Origin of the sequence: Streptomyces qaidamensis (assembly GCF_001611795.1) — a bacterium.
Taxonomy (GTDB): Bacteria; Actinomycetota; Actinomycetes; order Streptomycetales; family Streptomycetaceae; genus Streptomyces; species Streptomyces qaidamensis.
This window is the reverse complement of sequence record NZ_CP015098.1, coordinates 2227892-2251036: the sequence shown is the minus strand read 5'-3', so window position 1 is coordinate 2251036 and position 23145 is coordinate 2227892. Positions and strand designations below refer to the sequence as shown.

At 70.1% G+C, this 23145-nt stretch carries 19 protein-coding genes; 9 read left to right on the top strand and 10 right to left on the bottom strand.

Annotated elements, in window-relative coordinates; all coding sequences use genetic code 11:
* The 4 genes from A4E84_RS09860 to A4E84_RS09845 are packed head-to-tail and all read left to right on the top strand — an operon-like array spanning position 1 to position 5238.
* Entirely contained in the window at positions 1-1656 is a 1656-nt protein-coding gene (locus tag A4E84_RS09860; RefSeq protein ID WP_174569415.1) for a glycoside hydrolase family 13 protein, read from the top strand.
* Positions 1657-1708: 52 nt separating this feature from the next.
* Positions 1709-3034 carry an ABC transporter substrate-binding protein gene (locus tag A4E84_RS09855; protein ID WP_062926184.1) on the top strand — a complete coding sequence of 442 codons (1326 nt, stop codon included), beginning with the start codon at positions 1709-1711 and terminating at the stop codon, positions 3032-3034.
* 6 nt (positions 3035-3040) lie between these two features.
* On the top strand, positions 3041-4402 hold the full coding sequence (locus A4E84_RS09850; RefSeq protein WP_062926183.1) for an ABC transporter permease subunit: 1362 nt from the start codon (positions 3041-3043) through the stop codon (positions 4400-4402).
* Complete coding sequence (locus A4E84_RS09845) at positions 4399-5238, top strand: carbohydrate ABC transporter permease (RefSeq protein ID WP_062926182.1); 840 nt, start codon at positions 4399-4401, stop codon at positions 5236-5238. Before A4E84_RS09850 ends, A4E84_RS09845 begins: the two co-directional genes overlap by 4 nt.
* 19 nt (positions 5239-5257) lie before the next feature.
* Here A4E84_RS09845 and betT read toward each other — a convergent pair whose 3' ends face one another.
* From betT to tkt, 6 genes are all read right to left on the bottom strand, one after another.
* Positions 5258-7381 (bottom strand): choline BCCT transporter BetT, encoded by a 2124-nt coding sequence (gene betT / locus A4E84_RS09840; protein ID WP_062926181.1) that lies wholly within the window; start codon positions 7379-7381, stop codon positions 5258-5260.
* A 147-nt stretch (positions 7382-7528) separates the two neighbouring features.
* Positions 7529-8314: a 6-phosphogluconolactonase gene (gene pgl, locus A4E84_RS09835; protein ID WP_079128921.1), complete on the bottom strand. Its 786-nt coding sequence runs from the start codon at positions 8312-8314 to the stop codon at positions 7529-7531.
* Positions 8311-9420 carry a glucose-6-phosphate dehydrogenase assembly protein OpcA gene (opcA, locus tag A4E84_RS09830; protein WP_062926180.1) on the bottom strand — a complete coding sequence of 370 codons (1110 nt, stop codon included), beginning with the start codon at positions 9418-9420 and terminating at the stop codon, positions 8311-8313. The genes pgl and opcA overlap by 4 nt, the downstream gene beginning before the upstream one ends.
* Positions 9417-10940, bottom strand: a complete 1524-nt coding sequence (gene zwf, locus A4E84_RS09825) for a glucose-6-phosphate dehydrogenase (RefSeq protein ID WP_062926179.1) — start codon at positions 10938-10940, stop codon at positions 9417-9419. The genes opcA and zwf overlap by 4 nt, the downstream gene beginning before the upstream one ends.
* Positions 10941-10944: 4 nt before the next feature.
* Entirely contained in the window at positions 10945-12063 is a 1119-nt protein-coding gene (gene tal, locus A4E84_RS09820) for a transaldolase (RefSeq protein ID WP_062926178.1), read from the bottom strand.
* 34 nt (positions 12064-12097) lie between these two features.
* Positions 12098-14185: a transketolase gene (gene tkt / locus A4E84_RS09815; protein WP_062926177.1), complete on the bottom strand. Its 2088-nt coding sequence runs from the start codon at positions 14183-14185 to the stop codon at positions 12098-12100.
* 383 nt (positions 14186-14568) lie between these two features.
* Here tkt and A4E84_RS09810 point away from each other — a divergent pair, with 383 nt between their 5' ends.
* The 3 genes from A4E84_RS09810 to A4E84_RS09800 all read left to right on the top strand — a co-directional run bounded on the left by A4E84_RS09810 (position 14569) and on the right by A4E84_RS09800 (position 17157).
* Positions 14569-15486 carry a heme o synthase gene (locus tag A4E84_RS09810; protein ID WP_174569508.1) on the top strand — a complete coding sequence of 306 codons (918 nt, stop codon included), beginning with the start codon at positions 14569-14571 and terminating at the stop codon, positions 15484-15486.
* 58 nt (positions 15487-15544) lie between these two features.
* Positions 15545-15877: a hypothetical protein gene (locus tag A4E84_RS09805; protein WP_062926175.1), complete on the top strand. Its 333-nt coding sequence runs from the start codon at positions 15545-15547 to the stop codon at positions 15875-15877.
* A gap of 173 nt (positions 15878-16050) precedes the next feature.
* Positions 16051-17157 (top strand): amidohydrolase family protein, encoded by a 1107-nt coding sequence (locus A4E84_RS09800; RefSeq protein ID WP_062926174.1) that lies wholly within the window; start codon positions 16051-16053, stop codon positions 17155-17157.
* Here A4E84_RS09800 and A4E84_RS09795 read toward each other — a convergent pair.
* Genes A4E84_RS09795 through A4E84_RS09780 form a run of 4 tightly spaced genes read right to left on the bottom strand, consistent with a single transcriptional unit; the run spans position 17154 to position 20792 of the window.
* Positions 17154-18161, bottom strand: coding sequence for a COX15/CtaA family protein (locus A4E84_RS09795; protein WP_062926173.1), 1008 nt, complete (start codon positions 18159-18161; stop codon positions 17154-17156). The genes A4E84_RS09800 and A4E84_RS09795 overlap by 4 nt on opposite strands.
* Before the next feature lie 54 nt (positions 18162-18215).
* Positions 18216-18992, bottom strand: a complete 777-nt coding sequence (locus tag A4E84_RS09790; RefSeq protein ID WP_062926172.1) for an ABC transporter permease — start codon at positions 18990-18992, stop codon at positions 18216-18218.
* Complete coding sequence (locus A4E84_RS09785) at positions 18989-19912, bottom strand: ABC transporter ATP-binding protein (RefSeq protein WP_062926171.1); 924 nt, start codon at positions 19910-19912, stop codon at positions 18989-18991. The genes A4E84_RS09790 and A4E84_RS09785 overlap by 4 nt, the downstream gene beginning before the upstream one ends.
* A gap of 31 nt (positions 19913-19943) precedes the next feature.
* On the bottom strand, positions 19944-20792 hold the full coding sequence (locus tag A4E84_RS09780) for an AAC(3) family N-acetyltransferase (RefSeq protein ID WP_062926170.1): 849 nt from the start codon (positions 20790-20792) through the stop codon (positions 19944-19946).
* A gap of 161 nt (positions 20793-20953) precedes the next feature.
* Between A4E84_RS09780 and A4E84_RS09775 the strand changes: the two genes are divergently transcribed.
* Entirely contained in the window at positions 20954-21676 is a 723-nt protein-coding gene (locus A4E84_RS09775) for a helix-turn-helix transcriptional regulator (protein WP_062926169.1), read from the top strand.
* Positions 21673-23094 (top strand): Fe-S cluster assembly protein SufB, encoded by a 1422-nt coding sequence (gene sufB, locus A4E84_RS09770; protein ID WP_062926168.1) that lies wholly within the window; start codon positions 21673-21675, stop codon positions 23092-23094. Before A4E84_RS09775 ends, sufB begins: the two co-directional genes overlap by 4 nt.
* The last annotated feature ends 51 nt before the right edge of the window (positions 23095-23145 follow it).

Sequence of the window (23145 nt, the reverse complement as noted above, 5' to 3'; positions counted from 1 at the left end):
ATGCATAACCGCTGCCCTTCTCAGAGACAGGTCGATGGGTTGAACAGGCACCACTGGTGGCGTGACGCAGTGATCTATCAGGTCTACGTCCGCAGCTTCCTCGACAGCACCGGCGACGGCATCGGCGATCTCGCCGGCGTCCGGGCCGGACTGCCGTACCTCAAGAAGCTCGGCGTCGACGGGATCTGGCTGAGCCCCTTCTATCCCTCGCCGCAGCACGACCACGGCTACGACGTGGCCGACTACTGCGACGTCGACCCGCTCTTCGGCGACCTCGGCGAGTTCGACCAGCTGGTGGGGGCGGCGCGGCGGCTCGGCGTCAAGGTGCTGCTCGACATCGTCCCGAACCACTGCTCCAGCGAGCACCCCTGGTTCCGCGAGGCGCTCGCAGCGGCTCCCGGCAGCCCGGCCCGGGCCCGTTTCCACTTCGCCGACGGCCGTGGCCCCGACGGGTGCGAGCCGCCCAACAACTGGCACTCCATGTTCGGCGGCCCCGCCTGGAGCCGGGTGACCGAGCCGGACGGGACGCCCGGCCAGTGGTACCTGCACATGTTCGCGCCCGAGCAGCCCGACTGGAACTGGCGCAACCCCGAGATCGGCGCCGAGTTCGACCGGGTCCTGCGGTTCTGGCTGGACCGGGGCATCGACGGCTTCCGCATCGACGTCGCCGCCGGCCTCTACAAGCACCCGGCGCTGCCCGACTCGGACGACCCCGAGGCCGACGCCCGCACCCGCGACTCGGTCAACCCGCTCGCCTGGAACCAGCCCGAGGTGCACGACGTGTGGCGGCGCTGGCGCTCCATATGCGAGGAGTACACCGAGCGCGACGGCTGCGAACGCCTCCTCGTCGGCGAGGTGTCCGTCCCGACCGCCCGCGAGCACGCGCAGTACGTCCGCCCCGACGAGCTGCACCAGGCCTTCTTCTTCGACCTGCTCAGCGCCTCCTGGGACGCCGACGCCTTCCGGAAGGTCATCTCCGAGGCCATGGACGACATCGCCGGCACCGGCTCGACGGTCACCTGGGTCCTCAACAACCACGACCAGGTCCGCACCGTCACCCGCTACGGCGAACCCGCCACCGAGGGCAGCGGTCTCGGCGCCGCCCGCGCCCGCGCCGCCGCGCTGCTCCTGCTGGCCCTGCCCGGCGCCGCGTACATCTACCAGGGCGAGGAGCTCGGCCTGCCGGAGGTCGTGGACCTGCCCGACGACGTGCTCACCGACCCGATCTTCCGCCGCACCGGCAGCAGGGCCCGCATCCGCGACGGCTGCCGGGTCCCGCTGCCCTGGTCGGGCCAGGCCTCGCCGTTCGGCTTCACCCCGGGCGTCGAGAGCGCCAAGCCCTGGCTGCCGCAGCCGGAGTACTTCGCCGAGTACGCCACCGACCGCGCCCTCGCCGACACCCGATCCTTCTGGCACCTGTACCGCGACGGCCTCCAACTGCGTGCCGCCCTGCCCCAGTTGGGCGAGGGCACGCTGCGCTGGCTGGACGCCCCGCCCGGCGTCCTGGCCTTCGAACGCGGCGACCTGGTGTGCGCCGTCAACTTCGGTACGGCCCCCACCCCCGCGCCGGTCCCCGGCACCCCCCTGCTCGCCAGCGGTCCCTGCCTGCCCGGAGTCCTCTCCGGCTCGACGGCCGCCTGGTGGATCTGTTCCTGAACGCCCCGCAAGCGAACGCTTCGCAAGTCAACTTCCCGAAGGGACATCAACGATGATGCGACGACGTACCACCCTGCTCACCGGCTGCACCGCCCTCGTCCTGGCGCTCGGCGCGACCGCCTGCGGCGGCGGCCCCGTCTCGGCCGGCGGCGGCGACAAGGCGCTCGACGGCCAGACCATCACCGTGGCCGGCGTCTGGTCCGGCACCGAGCAGAAGAACTTCCAGAAGGTGCTGGACGCCTTCACCGAGAAGACCGGCGCCAAGACGCAGTTCACGTCCACCGGCGACAACGTCTCCACCGTCGTCGGCAGCAAGATCGAGGGCGGCAACGCCCCGGACGTCGTGATGGTCCCGCAGGTCGGCGTGCTCAAGCAGTTCGCTCAGAAGGGCTGGCTCAAGCCGCTCTCCAAGAAGACCGAGCAGGCCGTCGACGCGGGCTACGCCCCCGTGTGGAAGGAGTACGGCAGCGTCGACGGCACCCTCTACGGCCTCTACTTCAAGGCCGCCCACAAGTCGACCGTCTGGTACAGCCCCGACGCGCTGGAGCAGGCCGGCGTCAAGCCCCCGAAGAGCTACGACGAGATGCTCAAGGCCGGGCAGACCGTGTCCGACTCCGGCCTCGCCGCGTTCTCCGTCGCCGGACAGGACGGCTGGACCCTCACCGACTGGTTCGAGAACGTCTACCTCTCCCAGGCCGGACCCGAGAAGTACGACGCCCTCGCCGCCCACGAGCTGAAGTGGACCGACGCCTCCGTCGTCGACGCCCTCACCACGCTCGGCAAGCTCTTCAAGGACAAGCAGCTCATCGCCGGCGGCCAGAAGGGCGCCCTGAACACCGACTTCCCCGGCTCGGTCGAGAAGGTCTTCGGGCCGGAGCCCGAGGCCGGCATGGTCTACGAGGGCGACTTCGTGGCCGGTGTCGCCAAGGACCAGTTCGGCAAGAAGGTCGGCGAGGACGCGAACTTCTTCCCGTTCCCGGCCGTCGGCGGCGGCGAGGCACCGGTCGTCAGCGGCGGAGACGCCGCCGTCGTCCTCAAGGACGGCAAGAACCAGAAGGCCGCCCAGGCCCTCCTGGAATACCTCGCGACCCCCGAGGCCTCCGCCGTCTGGGCCGAGGCGGGCGGTTTCCTCTCCCCGAACAAGAAGCTCGACCTCGCCTCCTACGGCGACGACGTCACCCGCGCCACCGCCAAGTCCCTCGTCCAGGCCGGGGATTCGGTCCGCTTCGACATGTCCGACCAGGCCCCGGCCGCGTTCGGCGGCACGAAGGGCACCGGCGAGTGGAAGCTCCTCCAGGACTTCCTGCGCGACCCGTCCGACCCGAAGGGCACCGCGGCGAAGTTGGAGGCCGCGGCGGCCAAGGCGTACCAGGACTGATCCGCCATGACAGCGACCCTCGTCCAAGAGACGAGCTCCCCACCGCGCGGCCCGGTCGCCGACCGCACCCGGCGGCTGCGCCGGCGCGGGAAGATCATCGCCCTGCTGTTCGTGCTGCCCGCGCTGCTGCTGCTCGGCGCGCTCGTCGTCTACCCCGTGCTGTTCAGCATCGGCCGCAGCTTCTTCGACGCCTCCGGGACGAGCTTCGTCGGCGGCGACAACTACGCCGAGATGTTCCGCGACCCGGCGACCCTCAAGGCCGTCCGCAACACGGCCATCTGGGTCGTCATCGCCCCGGCCCTGCTCACCGGCCTGGGCCTGATCCTCGCCGTGCTGGTGGAGAAGGTCCGCTGGGCGACGGCCTTCAAACTGCTCCTCTTCATGCCGATGGCGGTCTCCTTCCTCGCCGCCGGCATCATCTTCCGCCTCGCCTACGACGAGGACCCCGACAAGGGCGTGCTCAACGCGGCGGTGGTCTCCGTCCACGACGCCTTCAAGGGCGAGTCCTCCTACCCGACGGCCCGGGCGCGCGACGGCCAGGGCCTGACGAAGGACAACGACGGCTCCTACCGCACGAGCGCGAGCGTGTCACCCGGGGGCGCGGTGGCGCTGGGCCTGGTCGGCGTGCAGCCCGACGACCTGCCGGACGGGGCCGAGCCGGCGTACGCGGCGGCGGGACGCACGGCCGCCGCCGACGAACTGCGCGGTGTCGTCTACCTGGACTTCACCCCCGGCGGGGGAGGTGAGCAGGGCAAGGTCGACCGCCGGGAGAGCGGGCTGCCGCAGATGAAGGTCGAGGCGGTCCGCGACGGCAAGCAGGTCGCCTCGGTGACCACAGCAGCCGACGGCTCCTTCCGCTTCGAAGGGCTCGAAGCGGGCTCCTACGAGGTGAGACTGCCGTCGTCGAACTTCGCCCCGCCCTACGAGGGCGTCTCCTGGCTCGGTCCGGCGCTGGTCACCCCGGCGATCATCGGCGCGTACCTGTGGATCTGGACCGGCTTCGCCATGGTGCTGATCGGGGCGGGTCTGTCGACGCTGCCGCGGGACGCCCTGGAGGCGGCACGGATGGACGGCGCGAACGAGTGGCAGATCTTCCGCCGGATCACGGTGCCGCTGCTGGCACCCGTCCTGTCGGTCGTGTTCATCACCCTCGTCATCAACGTGATGAAGGTCTTCGACCTCGTCTACATCATCGCGCCCGGGCCAGTACAGGAGGACGCGACCGTGCTCGCGACGCAGATGTGGCTGGTGTCGTTCGGCGGCGGCAACAACCAGGGACTCGGCAGTGCGCTGGGCGTGCTGCTCCTGCTGCTGGTCGTCCCGGCCATGGTGTTCAACGTCCGCCGTTTCCGAAAGGGGCAGCGATGAACGCGGTTCGGCGCGGGCTGGGCAACGGGGTCGTCCAGGCCTTCCTCGTCCTGGTGGGCCTCGTGTGGATGACGCCGCTGGCGGGGCTGTTCCTGTCCTCGATGCGGTCCGCCGAGGACACGGCGAAGGGCGGCTGGTGGACGGTGTTCTCCAGCCCCGGGCAGCTGTCCTTCGACAACTACTCGTCGCTGCTGGGGAACGCCGGCATCACGCAGGCGTTCTGGAACACGGTGCTGATATCGGTGCCGACGACCGTGCTGGTCGTGGTCGTCGCGGCCCTGGCGGGGTACGCCTTCGCGTGGCTGGACTTCCCCGGGCGGGAGGCGATCTTCCTGGTGGTGGTCGCGCTGCTGGTGGTGCCGGTGCAGATCGGTCTGCTGCCGGTCGCCAAACTCTTCGGGCAGCTGGGCCTGTTCGGGACGATCCCCGGTGTCGTGCTCTTCCACGTGGCCTACGGTCTGCCCTTCGCGGTGTTCCTGCTGCGGAACTACTTCGCCGAGATTCCGAAGGAGATGCTGGAGGCGGCCCGCATGGACGGGGGCAGCGAGTGGCGCATCTTCACGCGGCTCGTCCTGCCCGTGGGGCGGCCCGCGATCGCCTCACTGGCCATCTTCCAGTTCCTGTGGGTGTGGAACGACATGCTGGTGGCGCTGCTGTTCGCGGACAGCGCGTCGCAGCCGCTCACCGTGGAACTCCAGTCCCAGATACGCCAGTTCGGCAGCAACATCGATGTCCTGGCGCCCGGGGCGTTCGTGTCCCTGGTCGTCCCGGTCGTGGTGTTCTTCGCGTTCCAGAAGCACTTCGTACAGGGGGTGATGGCGGGGTCGGTGAAGTGAGGTCGCCGACCCCGGCCCGTCACTCGGGCAGGTGTGCCTCGGGGTCGTCCGCGCGGTGGTCGGGGAGTGCCGAACGGGCGGACGCCTCGTCGTGCAGCCGCAGGAACTCCAGGTGCCGCTCGTACTGGTCGAGGACGTCGGCGATGAGCTGCTCCTTGGTGTAACCCATCACGTTGTAGTCCTGGTTGCCCTCGGCGAGCTGCACCTCGAAACGCACGTACGTGTCGTGCGTGGTGACCGACCGGGTGGCGAACCCGGGGGTCGGCATCTCGACCGGCCACACCCGGTAGACGAACTCGTCGCTCGGTCCGATCGGCACCCGCAGACCGACATGCGCGACGCCGTTCTCCTCGGCCACCCCTTCCAGCAGTTCCGCCTCGGCCCCCTGCCCCCGCAGCTCCGAGGCGACGTCCGTGAAGGCGGGACGGCACACGTCCTCGACGAAGCGGCCGGCCGCCCGCCTGCCCGGGAACGCCATCGCGCGTGCCAGCCTCCGCCGCCAGTTCGGCGCCCCCGGCGGACCGTGCGGCATCGTACGTCCGGACAACGACCCCGGCAGCGAGGTGACCTGCGCTTCCTCCCGCATCCGTTCGGTGCGCAGCGCCTGGTAGAGCCCCGCCATGATGAGGAACATCACGAAGGAGAACGGCAGGCCCATGATGATGGTCGCGTCGGTCAGCGCCGTCACCCCGCCCACGATGAGCATGGCGAGAGTGAGCAGCCCGGTCGCCACCGCCCAGAAGATCCGCAGCCAGGGCGCCGCGTCGGTCACCGGAGTGGGCAGGTCGGAGCTGAGGTTGCCCATGACCAGGGCCCCGGAGTCGGCAGAGGTGACGTAGAGCAGCAGCCCGACGAACGTGGCGAGTCCGATGCTGAACCCCGCGCCGGGGTACTGCTCCAGCAGCCCGTAGAAGCCCTGTTCGGGAGCGGCCATCGCCGTCTCACCGAACTCGGTGTTCCCGTCCCGGACCAGGAACAGCGCGCTGTTGCCGAAGACGGCGAGGAACAGGCCGGTGAAGAGGAACGGGATGATCAGCGTCGCCGCGACGAACTGGCGCAGGGTGCGCCCACGGGAGATCCGGGCCAGGAACAGCCCGACGAACGGCGCCCAGGCGATCCACCACGCCCAGAAGAACAGCGTCCACGCGTCCAGCCACTCGGTCGGCTGGTCGTAGGCAAAGGTGTTCAGGGTCATCGACGGGAATCCGGCGACGTAGTCCCCGACGTTCTGCACCAGGGCGTTGAGCAGCCGGAACGGCTCGCCCACGATCAGGATGAAGAGCATCAGCAGGACGGCGAGCAGGACGTTGAGCTGAGAGAGCCGGCGGATGCCCTTGTCCACGCCGGCCACTGCGGAGACCGTGGCCATCACCACGGCCACGGCGATCAGGCCGATCTGCGCGGGCAGCCCCTCCGGCACGTCGAACAGGAGGTTCAGGCCGTAGTTCAGCTGTACCACGCCGATACCGAGCGACACGGAGATGCCGAACACCGTGCCGATGATGGCCGCCAGGTCGACGGCGTCGCCGATCCGTCCGTGGATCCGCCGGCCGATGATCGGGTAGAGGGCGGACCGGATCGCCAACGGCAGCCGGTGGCGGAAGGCGAAGTAGCCGAGCACCATGCCCATCAGCGCGTACATGGCCCATCCGGTGATGCCGTAGTGGAACAGCGTCCACACCACGGCCTGCCGGGCCGCCTCGATCGTCTCGGGGTCACCTTCGGGCGGCGCGAGGTAGTGGCTGACCGGCCCGGCGACGGAGAAGAACATCAGGTCGATGCCGATGCCCGCCGCGAACAGCATCGCGCTCCAGGCGAAGAGCCCGTAGTCGGGCTTGTAGTGCCTGGGGCCCAGCTTGATCGTGCCGTACTTCGACACGCCGATGAACACGACGAACACCAGATACAGCGTCGCTGCGAGGAAGTAGTACCAGCCGAACCACGAGGAAATCTTGTCGACGGTCACTCCGATGGCCTTCTCGGCACCGGACGGTGTGATGATCGCCCAGATCGAAACCGCGAGAATCAGTACGGCGGAGCCGATGAACACCACGGGCTTGAACGTGCCCGCGCCCACCGCCTCGTCTTCCGCCTGGCCAATTCCGGGTGCCGTTTCGCCGCCGTCGTCTCCCGCGTTGGACATGGCCGCGCTCCTTCTACGTCAGAGGACGCCCCAGTCTCCTGACACCCGCGTGTCCCAGTCCAGTACCCGGATCACGTGTCCGGCACAAACGCCGGAGCGGCTGTACCAAGCCACTCCGGCGTTCAGCGGATCAAACCCGCCCGCGACCTATGCGGACGCCGGTGGATACAAGGAGCGGGGCAGCTGCGAGGCCGCCGCCGCGTCCAGCAGCCACAGCGTGCGGCTCCTGCCGTACGCCCCCGCCGCCGGTGCCTGGATCTCGCCCGCTCCCGAGAGGGCGATCGCCGCCGCCTGGGCCTTGTCCTCCCCGGCCGCGAGAAGCCACACCTCACGGGCGGCGCGAATCGCCGGCAGCGTCAGCGTCACCCGGGTCGGCGGCGGCTTGGGCGCGCCGTGGACGCCGACCACCGTGCGGTCGGTCTCCCTGACCGCCGGCAATTCGGGGAACAGGGACGCGACATGCGTGTCCGGCCCGACGCCCAGCATCAGCACGTCGAACGTGGGCACGGGGCCGTGGTTCTCCGGGCCAGCCGCCCGTGCCAGTTCCTCCGCGTACGCGGCGGCCGCCGCGTCCACGTCGGTGCCGTGCGGGCCGTCAGACCCGGGCATCGCGTGCACCCGCTTCGGATCGACCGGCACCGAGTCGAGGAGGGCCTCCCGGGCCTGGGTGACGTTGCGCTCCGGGTCGCCCTCGGGCAGGAACCGCTCGTCGCCCCACCAGAGGTCCAGCCGGCTCCAGTCGATCGCGTCCCGGGCGGGCGCCGCGGCCAGGGCGGCCAGCAGGCCGTTGCCGTTGCGGCCGCCCGTCAGCACCACGGACGCCGAGCCCCGGGAGGCCTGCGCGTCCACGATCTTCGTGATCAGCCGGGCCGCCGCGGCCTGCGCCATCAGCTCCTTGTCGTGGTGCACGACCAGCTGCGGTGCCGTACTCACTTCGTCGTCGCCTTCCGTACCGGCTCCAGCTCGGGCGGTTCCCGCCTCACCGGTGCCTGCGCCGTCGCTTCCGCAGCGGGTGCTTTCGCAGCCGCTTCAACGGGAGCGGGGAGGGCGAGTCCTGCTCGCCCTTCACTTTTGGGCACCGACTGCACCGAGTGCGCCGACTGCGCCGACGAGGAGGACTTCAGCCGGTCCACCCCGTACCGCAGCGCCGACGCGTACGTGTCGTCCGGGTCCAGGCGCCGCAGTTCCTCTGCCATCAGCTCGGCGGTCTCCCGGCGCTTGAGCGCCACGGCCCGGTCCGGCTGGCCCTCGATGGAGAGCGTCGCCAGGGAGCCGTCGGCACGGTCCAGCTTGATCGGGCCGCAGCTGGTGTCCATCCGGACCGCCGTCAGACCGGGGCCGGCGGACAGCGAGCGCTTCACGGGGACGTCCAGTCGGTCCGCGAGCCACATCGCCAGCAGCTCGCAGCTCGGGTTGAACTCCTCGCCCTCCACCTCGACGGCCCGGACCTCGCAGGTGACCTGGTCGAGGGCCGCCGCCAGCATGGAACGCCAGGGCGTGATGCGCGTCCAGGAGAGGTCGGTGTCGCCGGGGGTGTAGGTCCCGGACCGGGTGGCCAGGTCCCGTACCGGCTGCTCGGAGGCGTACGTGTCGGTGACGCGGCGCTGCGCGAGGGCACCCAGGGGGTCCTTCGCCGGGTCGAGCGGCGCGTTCACCGGCCACCACACCACCACCGGGGCGTCCGGCAGCAGCAGCGGCAGCACCACCGACTGGGCGTGGTCCGCGACCTCGCCGTACAGCCGGAGCACCACCGTCTCACCGGAGCCGGCGTCGGCGCCGACCCGCACCTCCGCGTCCAGGCGGGACTGCGTACGGTCGCGGGGCGAGCGGGAGACGCGCCTGATGACCACGAGCGTGCGCGAGGGATGCTCGTGCGCGGCGTCGCTCGCGGCCTTCAGCGCGTCGTAGGCGTTCTCCTCGTCCGTCACGATGACCAGCGTGAGCACCATGCCGACCGCCGGGGTGCCGATCGCCCTGCGCCCCTGCACCAACGCCTTGTTGACCTTGCTGGCGGTGGTGTCCGTGAGGTCTATCTTCATGGCCGGCGCCAGCTCCGTCCGTGTCGCTCGAGCATTTCGTCCGCCTCGACGGGCCCCCAGGTACCGGCCTGGTACTGGGCGGGCTTGCCGTTCGTGTCCCAGTACTCCTCGATCGGGTCGAGGATCTCCCAGGACAGCTCGACCTCCTCGGTACGCGGGAAGAGGTTCGAGTCACCGAGCAGGACGTCCAGGATCAGACGCTCGTACGCCTCCGGGCTCGACTCCGTGAAGGACTCGCCGTACGCGAAGTCCATCGACACGTCCCGGATCTCCATCGACGTGCCCGGCACCTTCGAGCCGAAGCGGACCGTGACGCCCTCGTCCGGCTGGACGCGGATGACGATCGCGTTGGAGCCGAGCTCCTCGGTGGCGGTGGAGTCGAAGGGGGAGTGCGGGGCCCGCTGGAAGACGACGGCGATCTCCGTCACCCGGCGGCCCAGACGCTTGCCGGTGCGCAGATAGAAGGGGACGCCCGCCCAGCGGCGGTTGTCGATCTCCAGCTTGATCGCGGCGTACGTATCGGTCTTCGACGAGGCGTTGATGCCGTCCTCGTCGAGGTAGCCGATCACCTTCGCGCCGCCCTGCCAGCCCGCTGAATACTGGCCGCGCACGGTGTCCCGGCCCATGTCCTTGGGCAGCTTCACGGCGCCGAGGACCTTGGTCTTCTCGGCGGCCAGCGCGTCCGCGTCGAAGGAGGCCGGCTCCTCCATGGCCGTCAGGGCCATGAGCTGGAGCAGGTGGTTCTGGATGACGTCACGGGCGGCGCCGATGCCGTCGTAGTAGCCGGCCCGGCCGCCGATGCCGATGTCCTCGGCCATGGTGATCTGCACGTGGTCCACGAAGGACCGGTTCCAGATCGGCTCGAACATCGTGTTGGCGAAGCGCAGCGCCAGGATGTTCTGGACGGTCTCCTTGCCCAGGTAGTGGTCGATGCGGAAGACCTGGTCCGGGGCGAAGACCTCGTGGACGACCTTGTTGAGCTCCTCGGCCGAGGCGAGGTTGTGGCCGAACGGCTTCTCGATGACCGCGCGCCGCCAGGATCCGCCCGTCTGGTCGGCCAGCTGGTGCTTCTTCAGCTGCTGGATGACCACCGGGAAGGCCGACGGCGGCACGGACAGGTAGAAGGCGAAGTTGCCGCCCGTGCCCTGTGCCTTGTCCAGCTCGTCGATCGTGGAGCGCAGCCGCTCGAACGCGTCGTCGTCGTCGAACGTGCCCTGCACGAAGCGCATGCCCTGGATGAGCTGCTGCCAGACCTCCTCGCGGAAGGGCGTGCGGGCGTGCTCCTTGACCGCGTCGTGCACCTCCTGCGCGAAGTCCTCGTGCGCCCACTCGCGGCGGGCGAAGCCCACCAGCGAGAAGCCCGGCGGCAGCAGCCCCCGGTTGGCGAGGTCGTACACGGCGGGCATGAGCTTCTTCCGGGACAGGTCGCCCGTGACGCCGAAGATGACCAGGCCCGACGGCCCCGCGATACGCGGGAGCCGTCGGTCCGCGGGGTCACGCAGCGGGTTGCTGCTCGACACCTGTTCAGCCCTCCGAGGGGGCGAGGCGCTTGAGCTCGGCCTCGGTCGACTTCAGCAGGTCGGTCCAGGACGCCTCGAACTTCTCGACGCCCTCCTCCTCCAGCAGCCGGACCACGTCGTCGTACTTGATCCCGAGCTTCTCGACCGCGTCGAGGTCGGCGCGGGCCTGCTCGTACGTGCCGGCGACGGCGTTGCCGCGGATCTCGCCCTGCTCCTCCGTGGCGAACAGGGTCGCCTCCGGCATGGTGTTCACCGTGTTGGGAGCGACCAGCTCGTCGACGTACAGGGTGGCCTTGTACGCCTTGTCCTTCACGCCGGTGGACGCCCACAGCGGACGCTGCTTGTTGGCGCCCGCCTTCTCCAGGGCGCTCCAGCGGTCCGAGGAGAAGACCTCCTCGTAGGCCTGGTAGGCCAGACGGGCGTTGGCGACCCCGGCCTTGCCGCGCGCGGCCTTGGCCTCGTCGGTGCCCAGCGCGTCGATCCGCTTGTCGATCTCGGTGTCCACACGGGAGACGAAGAACGACGCCACGGAATGGATCTGCGACAGGTCCAGGCCGCGCTCCTTGGCCTTCTCCAGGCCCTCCAGGAACGCGTCCATGACCAGGCGGTAGCGCTCCAGCGAGAAGATCAGCGTGACGTTCACGCTGATGCCCAGGCCGATGGTCTCGGCGATGGCCGGGATGCCCGCCTCGGTCGCCGGGACCTTGATGAGCGTGTTGGGCCGGTCCACCAGCCAGGCGAGCTGCTTGGCCTCGGCGACCGTCGCCCGCGTGTTGTGCGCCAGGCGCGGGTCGACCTCGATCGAGACCCGGCCGTCCTGGCCACCGGTGGCGTCGAAGACCGGGCGCAGGATGTCGGCGGCGTCACGGACGTCCGCCGTCGTGATCATGCGGATGGCCTCTTCGACGGTGACCCTGCGGGCGGCGAGGTCGGTCAGCTGCGTGTCGTAGCCGTCGCCCTGCGAGATCGCCTTCTGGAAGATCGACGGGTTGGTGGTGACGCCCACGACGTGCTGCTGGTCGATCAGCTCGGCGAGGTTGCCGGACGTGATCCGCTTGCGCGACAGGTCGTCCAGCCAGATCGCCACGCCTTCCTCGGAGAGGCGCTTGAGTGCGTCTGTCATGGAAATTCCATCTCCTACGTGTCGTATAAGAGCGTCAGCGCTGGGCTGCGGCGATCGATTCCCGCGCGGCGGCGGCCACGTTCTCGGGAGTGAACCCGAACTCGCGGAAAAGCACCTTGCCGTCGGCCGAAGCACCGAAGTGCTCCAGGGAAACGATGCGGCCGGCGTCCCCCACGTACTTGTGCCACGTGAGACCGATACCGGCCTCCACCGCGACACGGGCCCGGACGGACGGCGGCAGGACGCTGTCCCGGTACCCCTGGTCCTGCTGCTCGAACCACTCCACCGACGGCATGGACACCACGCGCGTGGGCACGCCGGCGCCCTGGAGCTGCTCACGCGCCTCGACGGCGACGTGCACCTCCGAGCCGGTGGCGATCAGGATCACCTCGGGCTCGCCGCCGTCGGCCTCGAACAGGACGTAACCGCCCCTGGCGGCATCCTCGTTGGGCTCGTACGTCGGCACACCCTGACGCGTCAGCGCCAGGCCGTGCGGCTGCCCCTTGCCGAACTCCTTCGTCCAGCGCTTGAGGATCTCGCGCCAGGCGATGGCGGTCTCGTTGGCGTCGGCCGGGCGCACCACGTTCAGGCCCGGGATCGCGCGCAGTGACGCCAGGTGCTCGACGGGCTGGTGGGTCGGGCCGTCCTCGCCCAGGCCGATGGAGTCGTGCGTCCACACGTACGTCACCGGCAGGTGCATCAGCGCCGACAGACGTACCGCGTTGCGCATGTAGTCGGAGAAGACCAGGAACGTGCCGCCGTAGATCCGGGTGTTGCCGTGCAGCGCGATGCCGTTCATCTCGGCGGCCATCGCGTGCTCGCGGATACCGAAGTGGATCGTGCGGCCGTACGGGTCCGCCTCCGGCAGCGGGTTGTCCGCCGGGAGGAAGGAGCTGGTCTTGTCGATCGTGGTGTTGTTGGAACCGGCCAGGTCGGCCGAGCCGCCCCACAGCTCCGGGACGACCGCGCCGAGCGCCTGGAGGATCTTGCCGGAGGCGGCACGCGTGGCCACGCCCTTGCCGACCTCGAAGACCGGGATCTTCTCCTCCCAGCCCTTGGGCAGCTCGCCCTTGGCGACGCGGTCGTACTCGGCCGCGCGCTCGGGGTTGTTGTCCCGCCACTGCTGGTAGGCCTTCTCCCACACCGCGCGGGCCGCCTGGCCCCGCTCCAGCGCCTTGCGGGTGTGCGTGATGACCTCGCCCGCGACCTCGAAGGACTGCTCCGGGTCGAAGCCCAGAACCCGCTTGGTGGCTGCGACCTCGTCGTCGCCGAGCGCCGAGCCGTGCGCGGCCTCGGTGTTCTGCGCATTGGGGGCCGGCCAGGCGATGATCGAGCGCATCGCGATGAACGACGGCCGGTCGGTGACGGCCTTGGCCTTCTGGACCGCCTCGAAGATCGCGGCCGGGTCGAGGTCGCCGTCCGGCTTCGGCTCCACGCGCTGCACGTGCCAGCCGTAGGCCTCGTAGCGCTTGGCGGTGTCCTCGGAGACTGCCGTCTCGGTGTCGCCCTCGATCGAGATGTGGTTGTCGTCCCACAGCAGGATCAGGTTGCCGAGCTTCTGGTGGCCCGCCAGGGAGGAGGCCTCGGCGGAGATGCCCTCCTGGAGGCAGCCGTCACCGGCGATGCAGTAGATGAAGTGGTCGAACGGCGACTCGCCCTCGGCGGCCTCCGGGTCGAACAGGCCGCGCTCGTAGCGGGCGGCCATGGCCATGCCCACCGCGTTGGCGACACCCTGGCCGAGCGGCCCGGTGGTCGTCTCCACACCGGTCGTGTGCCCGTACTCGGGGTGGCCGGGGGTCTTCGAACCCCAGGTGCGGAAGGACTTCAGGTCGTCCAGCTCCAGGCCGAAGCCGGCCAGGTACAGCTGGGTGTAGAGGGTCAGGGACGAGTGGCCGGCGGACAGCACGAAGCGGTCCCGCCCGACCCAGTCGGCGTCCGCCGGGTCGTGCCGCATCACCTTCTGGAAGAGGGTGTAGGCGGCAGGCGCCAGGCTCATCGCCGTACCCGGATGGCCGTTACCGACCTTCTGTACGGCATCGGCGGCCAGGACACGCGCGGTGTCGACGGACCGCTGGTCCAACTCGGTCCACTCGAGGTCTGTGGTGGTCGGCTTGGTGCTCACCCTGGGTCAGGGCTCCTCTCCACATGTCGGATGCCGGTGTATCGGGGCGCCCACCGGCCGCAGCCGAGCCTACCCCCGTGGGACGTGCGTTTTTTCGAGTCACTCCAGAGTGCCGGGGCCGATCCCGATCCGCCTCCTGACTGGGCCGTACCGCATTCGACAGGTGAATACGGAGCCGCTCATCCGGGTGCTCAATCGAGCTTCGCCGCGCCCTTCGGAAGCCCACCTCCAACACGAGCCGACCCCCGCGAATGTCCGAGTCTGGGCAACGTCTAAAGTGGCGTGGTACGCGCGAGCCTTTACCGGGACTTCACAGCGGTGAGGCTTGCTGGGATGTCTCTGTAGGGGTGTGCGTGACGGCCGTTGAATCCCGTCCAGCGGGGATGCTAGGGGCGGACCAGAGCCCGGCCCACCGGCCGTTCGGGGCCCGTGTCAAGGCGTTCGTGGCTCTCACCAAGCCGCGGATCATCGAGCTGCTGCTGATCACGACGGTGCCGGTGATGTTCCTGGCGCAGCAGGGTGTGCCCGACCTGACGCTGGTGCTGCTGACGTGCCTCGGCGGCTACATGTCCGCGGGCGGCGCCAACGCCCTCAACATGTACATCGACCGCGACATCGACGCGCTGATGGACCGCACCTCGCAGCGGCCGCTGGTCACCGGCATGGTCAGCCCGCGCGAGTGCCTCGCCTTCGGCATCACGCTGGCCGTCGCCTCGACGCTGCTGTTCGGCCTCACGGTGAACTGGCTGAGCGCCTGGCTCGCCCTCGGCGCGCTCCTCTTCTACGTCGTCGTCTACACGATGATCCTCAAGCGCCGGACCTCGCAGAACATCGTGTGGGGCGGCATCGCCGGCTGCCTGCCGGTGCTGATCGGCTGGTCCTCGGTCACGAACTCGATGTCCTGGGCGCCGGTCATCCTGTTCCTCGTCATGTTCTTCTGGACGCCGCCGCACTACTGGCCGCTGTCCATGAAGGTCAGGGAGGACTACGCCCGCGTGGGCGTGCCCATGCTGCCGGTGGTCGCCTCCAACAAGGTCGTCGCCCAGCAGATCGTGCTCTACAGCTGGGTCATGGTCGGCGTGTCGCTCCTGCTGCAGCCGCTCGGCTACACCGGCTGGTTCTACACCTCGGTGGCGCTGCTGGCGGGCGGCTTCTGGCTCTGGGAGGCGCACGGCCTGCAGAACCGGGCGAAGGCGGAGGTGACGGGCGCGAAGCTGAAGGAGATGCGCCTGTTCCACTGGTCGATCACCTACGTGTCGCTGCTGTTCGTCGCGGTCGCGGTCGACCCGTTCCTGCGCTGACGTACGTCACACCGCCCTGCCCTCGCAAGACGATCTACCCGTGAGTAGCATCCTGGCCATGGCAGACACGCAGCAGGTTGACCCGAAGGCCGAGCGCAAGGTGGCCCGGCTGGCCAAGCAGATCTCCTCCTTCTCCCAGGCCCACGGCGGCGCCGAGGGCCAGGTCGCCTACCTCGGCGAGCGCGGCGCCCGCATCGTCCTGGTCGGCGAGGACGGCAACTGGGGCGACCTGGTCGCCCCCTCCTACGAGATCGCCGAGAAGGCCGTGGAGAAGTCGGGCATCACGACCCACGAGGCCTTCGACGGCGAATTCGCGGCCAAGGTCAAGACGGGCCGCTACGAGTGGTCGCGCATGGCGGGCATCCAGGTAGGCGGCCCCAAGAACGACTGACCTATCGGGGGGCGCGGGGCTGTATCGATTTGCGGCTCCGCCGCGTGGGCGCGACACGCCACACGCCGCCCGCAGCCGCCGAATCACCCGCACCCCCTCCGGGACCGCGACCTCGAACCCGGTTCACCCGTTAGGACCCTCGAGAGCAACAGGGTCCACACCGGGGAGCCCGGATGATCGAAACGCCGTCCCTAGTGGACCAGTACTGCCACGGAGTACTCCGCACGGAGCTGGGCCTCGGCACCTTCGAGGCCCATCTCAGCCGCACCGAGGGCCCACCCGCCCCCGGCACGACCCTCTTCGACACCCAGACCGGCTTCGCCGTGCGGCGCTGGTGCCCGCCCCTGCTGGGCCTCGAACCGCACTGCACGCCCGCCCGCTACCTGGCCCGCCGCCGGGAACTGGGCGTTCTGGAGTCCGGCCGCCGGCTCCTGCGCGGCAGCGGCATCACTACGTACCTGGTCGACACCGGCCTGCCCGGCGATCTGACGGAACCCGGCGAGCTGGCCTGTGCCGGAGCCGCCGAGGCCCGCGAGATCGTGCGCCTGGAACTCCTCGCCGAGCAGGTCGCCGACACCTCCGGAACCGTCGAGTCCTTCCTCGCCAACCTCGCCGAGTCGGTGCACGCGGCCGCCGCGAACGCCGTCGCCTTCACTTCGGTCGCGGGTGTACGGCACGGCCTCGCCCTCGCGCCGGAGCCGCCCGGGCCGGGGGAGGTGCGCGGGGCGGCCGGCCGCTGGCTCGCCGGGCGGGGCGTCGGCGGGGAGCTGAGCGACCCGGTGCTGCTGCGGCATCTGCTGTGGAGCGCGGTCGCCTCGGGCCTGCCGCTCCAGCTGCACGCGGGGCTGGGTGCGCCGGGGCTGCGGACCGACCGTACGGACCCGGTGCTGCTGACGGACTTCGTGCGGGCCACGGCCGGGCTCGGCACGGACCTGGTCCTGCTGCACGGCTACCCGTACCACCGCAACGCGGCCCATCTCGCTGGTGTCTTCCCGCACGTCCACGTCGACTGCGGCGCCGCCCTGGTCCGCACGGGCGCCCGGGCCGCCACCGTGCTCGCCGAGATCCTGGAACCGGCGCCCTTCGGCAAGATCCTCTTCTCCACCGGCGCGCAGGGACTGCCCGAACTGCACGTCGTGGGCGCCCGCCTGTTCCGCGAGGCCCTGGGGCGGGTGCTCGGCACCTGGGTCGCCGAGGGGGCGTGGTCCCTGGCCGACGCGCAGCGGGTGGCGGGCATGCTGGCGTCGGGAAACGCGCGCAGGGTGTACGGGCTGGACTAGGCCTTGGTCAGGGTGGTCTCGGCCGTGGGGCCGGGCAGGTCGGCCACGGACTCCGGCCGCTCGCGCAGCGACAGCACCACCCGCAGCACCCAGATCCACATCACGGCCGAGCCCAGCATGTGCAGGCCGACCAGGACCTCGGGCAGGTCCGTGAAGTACTGGACGTAGCCGATGACGCCCTGCGCGAGCAGGATCAGGAACAGCTCGCGGGTGCGGTTCAGCGGGTTCTTCGGCGCGTTGACCGCCTTGAGGACGAACCACAGGGCGAAGGTCAGCGTCACCACGATCCACGCCAGCACGGCGTGCAGCTTGCTCACCGTCTCCCAGTCGACCGGCATCCGCTCGACCTCACTGGAGTCGCCCGCGTGCGGGCCCGCGCCGGTGACGACCGTGCCGACCAGGATGAGCAGAACGGCCGCCGCGGTCAGGAACCACACCAGCTGCTGCACGGCCTTGCCGACCAGCGGACGGGGCGGGGTGTCGCCCTCACGGGTGCGCTGCCACATCACCGTGGCCACCGCGATCAGCGCGGACGTCGCCACGAAGTGGGCCGCCACCGTGTAGGGGTTGAGACCGACCAGCACCACGATGCCGCCCAGCACCGCGTTGCTCATCACGATCCAGAACTGCACCCAGCCCAGCCGGACCAGGCCACGCCGGTACGGCTTCTGCGAGCGCGCGGCGATGATCGCCCAGCCGACGGCGGCGCACAGCACGTACGTCAGCATGCGGTTGCCGAACTCGATGACGCCGTGGAAGCCCATCGCGCTGGTGGTGGTGAGCGAGTCGTCGGTGCACTTGGGCCAGGTCGGGCAGCCCAGGCCCGAGCCGGTCAGCCGTACGGCGCCCCCGGTGACGACGATGAACACCGCCATCAGGAGCGCGGAGAGGGCAGCGCGCCGGACCGTCCGGGGTTCCGGGGTCCAGCGCTCGGCGATGAAGGCGAGCGGGTTGCGCAGGGCGGCCTGAGCGTCGGCGCGGGTCACGTTTGGCACGCGAACCATCGTAGGCCGCCGCTTGTGCACGCTTTCACGAGGGTCCGTCACAGGGCATCTTCCCTACTCCCAGCGGAAGAACTTCCCGGCCGCCGCCAGCCCCGCGACCGCCCAGACGGCCAGGATCGCCAGATTGCCCCAGGGCATCCCGGCACCGTGCTGGAGCACGTCCCGCAGCCCGTCGGACAGGGCCGAGATCGGCAGCAGACCGAGCACGTCCTGGGCGCCGGAGGGGAACTTGTCCAGCGGCACGACGACCCCGCCGCCGACCAGCAGCAGCAGGAACACCAGGTTGGCCGCGGCCAGCGTCGCCTCGGCCCTCAGCGTCCCGGCCATCAGCAGCCCGAGGCCCGAGAAGGCCGCCGTGCCGAGGACCAGGAGCAGCAGGACGGCGACCGGATTGCCCTGCGGCGACCAGCCGAGCGCGAAGGCGATCACCGTGAGCAGGATCACTTGGAGCACCTCGGTGACCAGGACCGACAGCGTCTTGGCCGTCATCAGGCCCCAGCGGGGCAGGGGCGAGGAGGCCAGTCGCTTCAGCACGCCGTAGCGGCGCTCGAAGCCGGTGGCGATGGCCTGGCCGGTGAACGCGGTCGACATCACCGCGAGCGCGAGGACGCCGGGGGTGAGGAAGTCGACGGCCTCGCCGGCGCCGGTGTCGACGATGTCCACGGTGCTGAACAGCGCCAGCAGCAGGGTCGGGATCACCACCGTCAGCAGCAGCTGCTCGCCGTTGCGCAGCAGCATCTTCGTTTCGAGCAGGGCCTGGGCCGCGATCATGCGCGGGAGCGGGGCCGCGCCGGGCTTCGGCGTGTACATCCCGGTGCCGGTGGCGGTCATGAGCGCAGCTCCTTGCCGGTGAACTCCAAGAAGACGTCCTCAAGGGTGTGGCGCTCGACCGAGATTCTCTCCGGCATCACGCCGTGCTGGGCGCACCAGGAGGTGACCGTCGCGAGCAGCTGGGGGTCGACCTTGCCGACGACCCGGTAGGAACCCGGCGTCAGCTCGGCGGCCGAGCAGTCGGCGGGCAGGGCCTTCAGCAGCGAGCCCACGTCCAGGCCCGGCCGGCCCGAGAAGCGCAGCGTGTTCTCCGCGCCGCCCCGGCACAGCTCCTCCGGGGAGCCCTGGGCGATGACCCGGCCCGCGTCGATGATCGCCACGTCGTCGGCGAGCTGCTCGGCCTCGTCCATGTAGTGCGTGGTGAGGATCACCGAGACGCCGTCGGCCCGCAGGTCCCGGACGAGGTCCCAGGTGGCGCGGCGGGCCTGCGGGTCGAGCCCGGCGGTCGGCTCGTCGAGGAAGACCAGCTCCGGGCGCCCCACCACGGCCATGGCCAGCGCGAGCCGCTGCTGCTGCCCGCCCGACAGCCGCCGGTACGTCGTACGGCCGCAGGAGCCGAGGCCCAGGCGCTCGATCAGCGCGTCCACGTCCAGCGGGTGCGCGTGCAGCTTGGCGACGTGGCGGAGCATCTCGTCGGCCCGGGAGCCGGAGTAGACGCCCCCGGACTGGAGCATCACGCCGATGCGGGGCCGCAGGTCGGCGGAGTGTCCCACCGGGTCGAGGCCCAGGACGCGCACCGTGCCGGAGTCCGGCTTCCGGTACCCCTCGCAGGTCTCGACCGTGGTCGTCTTGCCCGCCCCGTTGGGGCCGAGCACGGCGGTCACACCCGCCCGGGCCACCAGGTCGAGCCCGTCCACCGCGGTCTTCGTGCCGTACCGCTTCACCAGGGCCTGGATCTGGACCACGGGCTCACTTCGCATGGGTCCAGAGTCTAGGTACGTCCGTGCCGGCTCAGACCTGGGGGTCCCCCCGCTCGAGCGGAGCCGAGAGTGGGGGAGGGTGGGGAAACTCCTCCTCACGCGGCCGGTGGACCGCCAGCCACCGTTCGGCGTAGGCCACCGCGTCCGCCACCGGGAACAGCCGCACCTCGGCCGCTGCGACCTTTCCGCGGACGACGGGACGGTCCCGCTCGAAGTCGTAGCCCAGTTCGTCGAAACGGTCCGAGCTGATCGACACCTCGGTGACGGTTTCCCAGCCCTCGGGACCGGGCCGGCCCACCGCGACGCGCGGGGACGGGATCCGGTACTCGGCGAGGTGGAAACTCGTGCAGGAGGCGTAGCCGGCACCGAGCAGCAGCACCCGGGCGCCCATCGCCTCCAGTTTCGCCAGCGGGCTCCGCTCGCCGAGCCGGCAGTCGGGTGCGTGCCCGTCGAGCACCTCCGCCGCACGCGGGCCGAGCGCCGCGAACGAGGTCTGCGGATGTGCGCTGCGCAGCGCGCCGGGCCAGGTCCGCACGGTCTCCGGGACGACGCCGACCCCCCGGGCGGGCGTGATCCGCGGGTCGTAGGCGGGCATGGTGGCCCGGATGGCCGCCCACCATTCCGGGGGCACGGGCGGGTTGCTCCACAGGGCCGGGTCGGACAGGTCGCCGGTCTGGGTGGGGACCACGAGCGTGCCCTGCGGGCCGAGCGCGTCGAGCAGCGCCCGCACCACCGCGACGGCACCGCCGTTCACCCAGCCGAGGGCGCTGAGCGAGGAGTGCACGAGGAGGGTCTCACCGGGGCGTACACCGAGCTCGACGAGCTGCGTCCGGAGCGTCTCGCGGGTGACAAGAGGGCCGGTCGGAGGGGGTGTGGGCATGGTTGTGGAGTGTCCCCGAAGCGGCTGCCGCATGCCACCGCTTTGATCGATCAGAGATCGTTTCCGCAGGTCAGATTAGGTTTACCTAAGTGACGCAGGGCACCGTGGAGTGCGACACCCACGGCTTGCCCGGTCCGGAAGAATTACGCAACAATGGCGTTGTGAAAAACGTCGGCGAGGCACCCCATGAGGAGCTGGCGACCGGGGAGCGGTCCACCCGCAACCGGGTCGCGCGGTCCATCCTGGACCACGGGCCCTCGACCGTCGCCGAGCTCGCCGAGCGGCTGGGCCTCACCCAGGCGGCCGTGCGCCGGCACCTCGACGCCCTCACGGGCGACGGTGTCGTCGAGGCGCGCGAGCAGCGGGTGTACGGCGCGCGGACCCGCGGCCGGCCGGCCAAGGTGTTCGCCCTGACGGACTGCGGCCGGGACGCCTTCGACCAGTCCTACGACAAGCTCGCCACGGACGCCCTGCGCTGGATCGCCGACCGCGAGGGCGGCAACGAGGCGATCGCCGCCTTCGCCCGCGCCAGGATCGCCGCGCAGGCGGGCGCCTACCGCCAGGCGGTCGAGACCGCACCGCCCGAGAAGCGGACCGAAGCGCTGGCCAAGGCTCTGAGTGCCGACGGGTACGCTGCTACGGCGCGCAGCGCGCCCCACCCGCAGCAGGGTGAGCAGCTCTGTCAGCACCACTGCCCGGTCGCCCACGTCGCCGAGCAGTTCCCGCAACTGTGCGAGGCGGAGACGGAATTTTTCGCCGAGCTGCTCGGTACGCATGTACAGCGGCTCGCCACCATCGCGCACGGCGACGGCGTCTGCACGACGTTCATCCCCAAGATTTCCCACAACGCATCTGCAAGCACGGCCGGGAGGAACCCCGCATGACTCTCCCCACGGAGACTGCCCACCCCGAGCTGGAGGGCCTGGGCAAGTACGAGTACGGCTGGGCCGACTCCGACACGGCCGGCGCCTCTGCCAAGCGCGGCATCAACGAGGACGTCGTCCGGGACATCTCCTCCAAGAAGAACGAGCCGGAGTGGATGACCAAGCTCCGCCTCAAGGGCCTGCGCCTGTTCGAGAAGAAGCCCATGCCGAACTGGGGCTCCGACCTCTCGGGCATCGACTTCGACAACATCAAGTACTTCGTGCGCTCCACGGAGAAGCAGGCGGAGTCCTGGGAGGACCTGCCCGAGGACATCAAGAACACGTACGACAAGCTCGGCATCCCCGAGGCGGAGAAGCAGCGCCTCGTCGCCGGTGTCGCCGCCCAGTACGAGTCTGAGGTCGTCTACCACCAGATCCGCGAGGACCTGGAGGAGCAGGGCGTCATCTTCCTCGACACCGACACCGCGCTGAAGGAGCACCCGGAGCTCTTCAAGGAGTACTTCGGGACGGTCATCCCCGTCGGCGACAACAAGTTCGCGTCGCTGAACTCCGCCGTGTGGTCGGGCGGCTCCTTCATCTACGTGCCGCCGGGCGTCCACGTGGAGATCCCGCTCCAGGCCTACTTCCGCATCAACACGGAGAACATGGGCCAGTTCGAGCGGACCCTGATCATCGTCGACGAGGGTGCCTACGTGCACTACGTCGAGGGCTGCACCGCCCCGATCTACAAGTCGGACTCGCTGCACTCCGCGGTCGTCGAGATCATCGTCAAGAAGAACGCCCGCTGCCGCTACACGACCATCCAGAACTGGTCGAACAACGTCTACAACCTGGTCACCAAGCGCGCCGTCGCCTACGAGGGCGCGACCATGGAGTGGATCGACGGCAACATCGGCTCCAAGGTGACGATGAAGTACCCGGCCGTCTACCTGATGGGTGAGCACGCCAAGGGCGAGACCCTCTCCATCGCCTTCGCGGGCGAGGGGCAGCACCAGGACGCCGGCTCCAAGATGGTCCACATGGCGCCGAACACCTCGTCGAACATCGTGTCGAAGTCCGTGGCGCGCGGCGGCGGCCGCACCTCCTACCGCGGTCTCGTGGAGATCGGTGAGGGTGCCCACGGCTCGAAGTCCAACGTGCTGTGCGACGCGCTGCTCGTCGACACCATCTCCCGCTCCGACACCTACCCCTACGTGGACGTCCGCGAGGACGACGTGTCCATGGGGCACGAGGCGACCGTCTCCAAGGTCTCCGAGGACCAGCTCTTCTACCTGATGAGCCGCGGTCTGAGCGAGTTCGAGGCGATGGCGATGATCGTGCGCGGCTTCGTCGAGCCCATCGCCAAGGAGCTCCCCATGGAGTACGCGCTGGAGCTCAACCGGCTGATCGAGCTGCAGATGGAGGGCGCGGTCGGCTGACCCGCCCCCTCGACAGCAGACGTCCCACTCAGGAAAGAGAGCACTACGACA